This window comes from Rhodococcus sp. CX, from assembly GCF_015865005.1.
GTDB lineage: Bacteria > Actinomycetota > Actinomycetes > Mycobacteriales > Mycobacteriaceae > Rhodococcus.
The window spans coordinates 82,584-89,728 of the sequence record NZ_JADZGH010000020.1; the positions used below are offsets into that span (position 1 = coordinate 82,584).

8 protein-coding genes are annotated in these 7,145 nt (G+C 62.2%); 4 read left to right on the plus strand and 4 right to left on the minus strand.

The features are described 5' to 3' along the window. Nucleotides 1–297: integrase core domain-containing protein (locus I0Q12_RS01930; protein ID WP_197250340.1), on the plus strand; the 297-nt coding region annotated here is incomplete at its 5' end. Here I0Q12_RS01930 and I0Q12_RS01935 read toward each other — a convergent pair. The 4 genes from I0Q12_RS01935 to I0Q12_RS01950 form a co-directional block, all read right to left on the minus strand. Then, the gene (locus tag I0Q12_RS01935; protein WP_197250341.1) at nucleotides 240–1,772 is read right to left on the minus strand and encodes an FAD-dependent oxidoreductase; all 1,533 of its coding nucleotides are present in this window, start codon (nucleotides 1,770–1,772) and stop codon (nucleotides 240–242) included. The genes I0Q12_RS01930 and I0Q12_RS01935 overlap by 58 nt on opposite strands. Nucleotides 1,773–1,887: 115 nt before the next feature. Continuing rightward, nucleotides 1,888–3,627 (minus strand): PEP-utilizing enzyme, encoded by a 1,740-nt coding sequence (locus I0Q12_RS01940; protein WP_197250342.1) that lies wholly within the window; start codon nucleotides 3,625–3,627, stop codon nucleotides 1,888–1,890. Nucleotides 3,628–3,702: 75 nt separating this feature from the next. After that, complete coding sequence (locus I0Q12_RS01945) at nucleotides 3,703–4,713, minus strand: LLM class flavin-dependent oxidoreductase (protein ID WP_197250343.1); 1,011 nt, start codon at nucleotides 4,711–4,713, stop codon at nucleotides 3,703–3,705. Beyond that, nucleotides 4,710–5,930, minus strand: coding sequence for a zinc-binding dehydrogenase (locus I0Q12_RS01950; protein ID WP_307845974.1), 1,221 nt, complete (start codon nucleotides 5,928–5,930; stop codon nucleotides 4,710–4,712). Before I0Q12_RS01950 ends, I0Q12_RS01945 begins: the two co-directional genes overlap by 4 nt. A gap of 255 nt (nucleotides 5,931–6,185) precedes the next feature. On the opposite strand from I0Q12_RS01950, the gene I0Q12_RS01955 reads away from it, so the two are divergent. Genes I0Q12_RS01955 through I0Q12_RS01965 form a run of 3 tightly spaced genes read left to right on the plus strand, consistent with a single transcriptional unit; the run spans nucleotide 6,186 to nucleotide 7,113 of the window. Continuing rightward, entirely contained in the window at nucleotides 6,186–6,332 is a 147-nt protein-coding gene (locus I0Q12_RS01955) for a hypothetical protein (protein ID WP_197250345.1), read from the plus strand. Nucleotides 6,333–6,379: 47 nt separating this feature from the next. Next, nucleotides 6,380–6,664 carry a hypothetical protein gene (locus I0Q12_RS01960; RefSeq protein WP_197250346.1) on the plus strand — a complete coding sequence of 95 codons (285 nt, stop codon included), beginning with the start codon at nucleotides 6,380–6,382 and terminating at the stop codon, nucleotides 6,662–6,664. Then, nucleotides 6,655–7,113 (plus strand): nuclear transport factor 2 family protein, encoded by a 459-nt coding sequence (locus tag I0Q12_RS01965; RefSeq protein WP_197250347.1) that lies wholly within the window; start codon nucleotides 6,655–6,657, stop codon nucleotides 7,111–7,113. The genes I0Q12_RS01960 and I0Q12_RS01965 overlap by 10 nt, the downstream gene beginning before the upstream one ends. The last annotated feature ends 32 nt before the right edge of the window (nucleotides 7,114–7,145 follow it).

Here is a 7,145-nt window from a genome sequence, read left to right on the forward strand (position 1 = left end):
AAACCATTCCGACCGGGATCACCGCGGTCTGGGCCGCGATTAGCCGGTCAATCCTACGACAACGCCCTCGCCGAGGCGTTCAACTCGCTGTTCAAAGCAGAGCTGGTCCGCAACAAGGGTCCGTGGCGATCGATCGACGACCTCGAAATTGCGGTGGCCGAGTACATCGATCGGTTCAATCACCGGAAACTGCACGGCGAGATCGGGATGATCCCACCCGTCGAAGCCGAACAGTCCTACTACGAGTCATCTATCCCCGTCGGAACAAAAGAGCGATTCATCGTGAGCCTCCACTGAACCCGGGGCGCAACACCTTCCGCATCCACTCGCGTAACCGTTCCGGAACCGGTAGTGGCGTGCCGCGCGGCAACGCGGCCGAAAAATGACCCGTTCGCCAGGGTCATACCGCTGGCATAACCCTTGGCGGTCTGGGTGATCCCGGCTGCGCAACTGCCGGCCGCATAGAGGCCTTCGATCGGTTCACCGGTGGTGGCGATCACGCGGGCGTTGTCATCGACTCTGAGCCCGCCGAGCGAATGATAGTGGTAGAGGACCTTGTCGGCCGACAGATCGAACGCGGCATATGGGCCGTTGTCGAACGGCTTCAGCCAGTCCGGGTACTTGCCGAACTGAGGGTCACGGCCCTGGGCGGCGAATTCGTTGTAGTCGGCGAGAGTCTTCTGCAGGGATCTTTCCGTGATGCCGAGACCGCGTTCCATTTCCGCCACCGAATCCCAGCCGTCGATCAGGCGGTATCGGAAGAACTCGGCCAACTCCGGATATGCAAAGATTTCGGAATCGACGATCAGGTAGGCCTTGCGATCCGGTTGGTCGAAAACGAACGCCGCCGTCCTTCCGTGATAGCTGTCCTCGGCCACGAAGCGCTTGCCGAGTTTGTTGACGATGATGCCCTTCACCAGTTGGCCCGGGGGATAGATGCTGGCCGTGGCATGAAGGGCGCCGATCGATTCCACATCGGCACCGATCTCCTGGGCCATTTCGATCCCGGACCCGTCACTGTAGTCGTCGCCGATCGGCACTCCGTGCTCCAGCAGGAACGGGAAATCGCGCGCCACCATCCTTCGATTCATCTGGAAGCCGCCGGTGGCGAGCAGCACGCCTTGCCGGGCACTGGCGGAATGGTCGATGCCGTGGCGGCGGAACGCTGCACCGGTCACACGCTCTTCCCGATTGCGGCTCAGGTGCAACACACGTGCATCACCGATGAACCGCACCCCCGCCTCGATGCAACGGGCCAGCAGCACTTCCATCAGCTTGGAGCCTGCATTGCCCGTCGGCCCGTTCACGAGATGGCCGCGATAGGCCCACTGTGCGATCTCCCGGTAGGGCCATACCTTTTCGTTGCCTGTGCCGAACAGACCGGGCCCGGCGGGTGGACAGATGTGCTTGTCGGTATAGAGCTCGCGCGCGAACGGGACGCCCTGTTCCTCGAGCCAGTCGAAATGAGCGACGCTGCCGTCGCAGAACTTTCGCAGAACCGCCTTGTTCGAAACGTTGCACGTTGCATCCAGGAAGCGGAACATCGACTCGACATCGTCCTCGATGCCCAGATCGCGCTGGAGTTTGGTGCCGCCGCCGAGGTAGATCACTCCTTCGGACAGAGCGCTCGTGCCTCCTCCGCCGGATGCCCGTTCGAGAACCAGAACATCCGCTCCCTCGGAGCGGGCTTCGAGTGCCGCGCATGCGCCTGTGACGCCGAAACCGACGATCAGCAGATCGCAGTTCAAGGACTGCTCAATTTCTTCGGTCATTACTACTCCTCGAATATTGTGGAGAAACCGATAATTCGGCTTCCTGTTCAGCCTCGACGAGTGGACCCGGTCGACGTGACTTCCGGTCCCTTCACAGGTTTCGCTGTCCTCCAGCTCAATGGATGGTGACCGTCCCGGCGGTTCCGTCGACGGTGAGCAGAGTGCCGGTCTTGATGCGGCGAGTGGCTTGATCGACGGCCAGGACAGCGGGTATGCCGAGCTCACGGCTGACGATGGCGGCGTGGCTCAGCGGGGAACCCACGTTCACGACGACCCCGGAACACGTGGTGAACAGAGGAGTCCAGCCGGGATCTGTCTCCGGTGCCACCAGAATCTCACCGGGCTCGAGTTCTTCTGCCTCGTTCGGATCGAGCACGACTCTTGCGATGCCTGTTGCTGTACCCGGACATGCTGCGATTCCCGTCAGGACGTCACCGCTCGCGGCAATGGGCGCCGCCGACGGCCCGGTCCGTTGTTCCCAGGTGGTGGGGCTGGAGATCTCTCCGGCCACGACCACGAACGGAGGTTCCAGCTTTTCCAGTTCGGCGACCCAACGCTTCCGGTCTGCGATGACATCGGCGACTCGTGGATCGGTCGTCAACTGCTCGACTTCGTCCAATCGAAGGAGCGCCAGATCCTCGAACGATTCGAGAATCCCACGGGCCTCGTATCGCTTGCCGAGCTCACGAAGCGGTAGACGAACTTCGTGCAGCACACGAATATAGTTGGTTTTGCTCAACTCTCGTGCTGGCATCCACACCGACAATGCCGCTACGGCGGCCTCGAGCTGACCCAGCGCCTCGGAGTTCGCTCCGAGCTTGCTGCGAAGTTCCCGCAACAGCGACTCGCGTCCCTCGCGTACCTGTGCCCCGGTCACCGACGGAGCCCTGTCCTCGGGAAGCTTACGCATCTGGTCGACGAGATTGACAACGATGTTCGGATGCGTTTCCCAGTCCGGCGGGAAGACGTCCCACTCCTGCGTAGAGCGCGAGCCGTACTCGAACAGGAAGGAATCGAACTCCTTGACGAACGTCCGTGCCCGTTCGCCGGTGCTTGCGCGGAGCCGATCCAGAACATCGGCCGTACCGTTCTCGAACTCCTTCACGAGCGACTTCGAACCGGCAACGAGTCGGCCGAGACGCCAAAGTTCTTGTGCCGGAGCTGCGGAAGCCACTCCACCCCATCCGCCCATCAGACTCACGGCAAGGGACGGATCCCCCAGGCTCGCCAGCACTTGATCGAGAAAACCTGTCACGATGGATGATTCGTACATCATGAGCATGTGCTTGCGGAGAAAATCAGCGGCGTAGCGCTCGTGGACGGCGTTCGAGTACTCGATCAATTCCAGGTCCGACAGGGTCGAGTAGTCAGGCCTCTCGCTCCTGAGCACTCGCGCTGCGTGTGCGTCGCTGTCGAGATCCGGCCGCGACCGGGTGCTCATCACGCGGGCAATACTTTCCTCCACGCGCGCACTGTATTGCGGTGCATTGTCCCCCGGTTGCGGCGTGTACGTCGGGGCGCCGGCACTCGCGCCCAGGTACGTCCTGTCCATCAGCTCGGGGCTCGCTCCCGGCATGCGTACGCCGAAGACCCGCTGAATCGAAAGGTTTATGTAGATATATCCGTGCACGATTCCGAGGATGTCGAGATGATCAGGACTGAACTCGGTCTCTTCGAAGGCACCGAAGTCGACAAGCGCCTGGCGCCAGGCTGTCTCGGAGCGCCATCCGCTGATGACGGTCTGTTGCAGAGGAGATGCGACCATCCCGGCTACCTCGCCGGCATTTCCCCTGGTGTAGACGGGAAATCGCTCGCTGAGAGTGCTGTCGACAACCCAAGGCTTCCGAATATCCATCGTGGTGAACCTTTCTTCAAGATCAGAACAAACGATTGCGCCGGTCGAGCCCAGGGATCGCCGCACGGGTACCGCTCAACCGTGGGTGTGTTGGGGAGTCAACCGCGGTAGTACAGCGTCGGCGAGAAGTTCGAGGCTTCGCCAGGAAAGTTCGGGTGGAAGACCGCCGAGGAGGGGGTGGAGTCGCAACTCGAAGTTCCCGTCGAGCTCCTGCAGTCGGGCAACCGCCTCGTCGGGGCTGAGGATCCACATGTTCGGGTCCGCTCTGATCGAGTCGAGGTCGATCTTCCGACTCCAATAGCCGTTGAATGTTGCGTTGGAACGCTCGCTTGCCCACTGCGCGTACATGTTGCTCGCATGAATGATGTGGGGAGCTACTTCTGCGAGTGCACGTTCGGGGTCCTCGGAGATGTAGACGAAAGCGGGACCGTGTCGAGGGAACGGTTCGGGTGCGGGATGCCCGAGCCGGGTGCATTCGGATTCGTAGTAGTTGTACAGCTCCTCGGTTGCAGGTCGATAGCCGAGGCCCATACGCGCCGCGCGCCTGGCGGACGGTCTGGCATTGCCACCGATGTACATCGTCGGTCCGCCCGGTGTGGCCGGTACGGGTGTTACCCGAACCGTCTTTCCGCGGTACTCGAAGGGTTTGCCGCTCCATGCCTGCTGCAGGACGGCGAGCTTCTCCTCGAATACCTTGGCGCGATTTTCGAAGTCGACGCCGAACATCTCGAATTCGTGTGGGCGATAACCTATTCCCGCTGTGATCTCGATTCGACCGGAACCTGCGATCAGGTCCAGCACCGCGAGGTCTTCGGCCAGCCGGAGGGGATCGTGCATCGTGACGCACAACGCGGAGAAGTGTATGCGGATGTCGCGTGTCACCCCCGCGATCGCGGACGCGAGCACGACCGGAGACGGGCAGTAGTTGTCTTCGGCGCCGTGATGCTCGGCCAGATAGACGGTACCGAATCCTCGTTCGTCGGCCCATTTGCACTGTTCTACCGCGGTTGCATAGAGCGTTGCCGTCGATGCGGTGCCCGGACCCAGGTCCGGCGCTCGCATGTCGTAGCGCAATCCGATCTTCATGAGTCCTCCATCCACGGATCGACGAGTATCTTCACGTCCTTCGGGCACGCTTCTGCGAGATCGATCAGGGCGCCCGCCAAGGCGCCGAGGCCGACCGTGCGCGTGTGCAGAGGGGTGACTGTTACTCGTCCGTCTGCTATCAGATTCATTGCTTGTTCCATCTCGGCGCGGGTGTAGCCGGCCGCTGCGATGACCGTGGCCTCCTTCGCGAGCCATAGTCTCGGTTGCACCTCAGCGAAGGCCGCGTCTCCTACGACGATGATCTTGCCTCCCTGGCGGACGTGGTCGACCGCCGATTGAAGTGCCTGGGGCATACCGGTGCACTCGAACACGATGTCCGGTTTCGTCAGTCCGTCACCGGTGTCCGCACGGACGTCATCGGCCCCCAGTGCGCTCGCGAGGGCACGGCGTTTGCGATTGGGTTCGGTGACCGCGACGGTGCCTGCGCCGGCGACTTTCGCGAGTTGGAGCAGGAGCAGCCCGATCGGACCCGCACCGAGTATCTCCACGCGGTCACCCGGTGCGATGCACGCGCGCCGTACGGCGTGCCATGCGATCGCCGCCGGTTCGACGAATGCAGCTTCTTCCGCGGCCAGATGGTGCGGAGCGGCCACGACGCGATACTCGGGCACTGTCATGACGGTGGCGAAACCTCCGTGCGGTGCAGCGCCGGGATCGCGGCCGCGTGCCACCGTCATCACGAACGAGCAGAAGTCCGTACGTCCCGCGGCGCACGATTCGCACTCGCCGCACGGTGCGGGCACTCCGACTACGACGCGTTGGCCTGTCTTCACGTCGGCGACCTCCGGGCCGGTTGCCACGACGCGTCCTGTCCATTCGTGGCCGCACAGCTCGGGTCCGTGCCCTGCTCCGGTGTGGAACGCCTTTACTTCGGCCACGCAGACACCACAGAGATCCACCTTGACTGCGACCTGGCGCCCTGTGGGTTCGGGGACACGAGTTGTCTGCAGTTGGACCGTGTTCGGTCCCGTTATCAGGGCCACACGTTGAAGTCCCGCCGTTAATCCGTCGGGGTGGTCGGTCCCCGCTGGGGAGTTTGCCGCCTGTGGATACATTGAATCGGACTCTCTTCGCCTCGTTGTCGTGCGTCTGTGTACCGGTCCCTCGCGGTCCACCTGTTCGACAACGCCCGACCCTCGCTTGGGATCGGAGGGGTCTCGAGTTGCTTCGAGCGGCGGTCGCGTTCCGGTGATCATCAAGGGTCCGGGCCGGTCGTTGCGAGGGTGGGATATTCACCGGAGTTGCTGATCTACAGCCATCCGGTGCGATCTGGGTCACAGTAAGTTAGTCTCATCAAAAAATATTTGTCAATAGATACTCCACCGTCCTCGGTACGGCGACACGTCCGGTTTCGGGAGATCCCGGATCCGCGTCCATCTCGGCGCCTGCGGACGCGGGAAGTATTGCCGGGCAGGCATATTCGTTGACGCTGGTAGTTCAATATGTGATCATTGGGCGAGATCGCCGCGCCCGGTATCAAGCTCGACGTCAAGACACCCAAGAATTCGTTTCCCATGACAGTGGCCGAAAACTACCTCTTCATCGGAGGGGGTATCGGGATCACGCCGCTCATTCCGATGATCGAAGAAGCGCGCTGACGCCACGCGCAGTGGACCTTGGTATACGGGGGCGCACCGAATCGTCGATGGCATACCGCGACTCGCTCGCCATGCACGGCGCGGCGGTCGACATATGGATCGAGACCGAGCGCGGCTACCCGGACCTCCCGCGAATTCTGGGGGAAGCGCGGGAAGGTACCGAGATCTACGCCTGCGGGCCCGGTTCCATGATCGATGCCGTCTCGGCGGAGTTCCTTCGCCATCCGGAGCTCGGAAATCTGCACGTCGAACGGTTCGCGGCAAGCGGTCCGACGGATGCCAGTGGGGACGCGTTCGAGGTCGAGCTTCGCCATTCCCTGGGATGCAACTGACCCCGGTCAGCCGGGAAGTTCACCACCGAAGCCGACGCGGTACGGGCGTCGGTAGTGTTCTCGGACTTGCCGACGGTGGTATCAACGGGGAGATCGCAGACAAAGGCGTTACCGGGCAATCGGATCCCTTCCACGAGGAGATCATCATTCGGGAGGCCGCCGAACTGCCGTATGGCGGTGAGTGGAAGGGCAAGGAGGGCCTGAGGGCACTCATGACCAAGATCAATTCTCTGGTCACTCTTCGTCCGGTCGACGTAGAGGTCTTCGACCTCGGCGAGAACCATGTGATCACCCGGCAAGTCGCGAAGATGACACGTGGCGGGGTGGATCGTGAGCTCGAAGTCCCGATGGTCGAGATCTACCATCTCGAAGACGGGAAGATCCGCGAGATCGACGTCTTTTACAAGGACACCAAGGCGATGGTGGATTTCATGATGCAGCGGTCGTAACGGGTGGTGCGCTCGGCTCGCTCGCCCGTGAC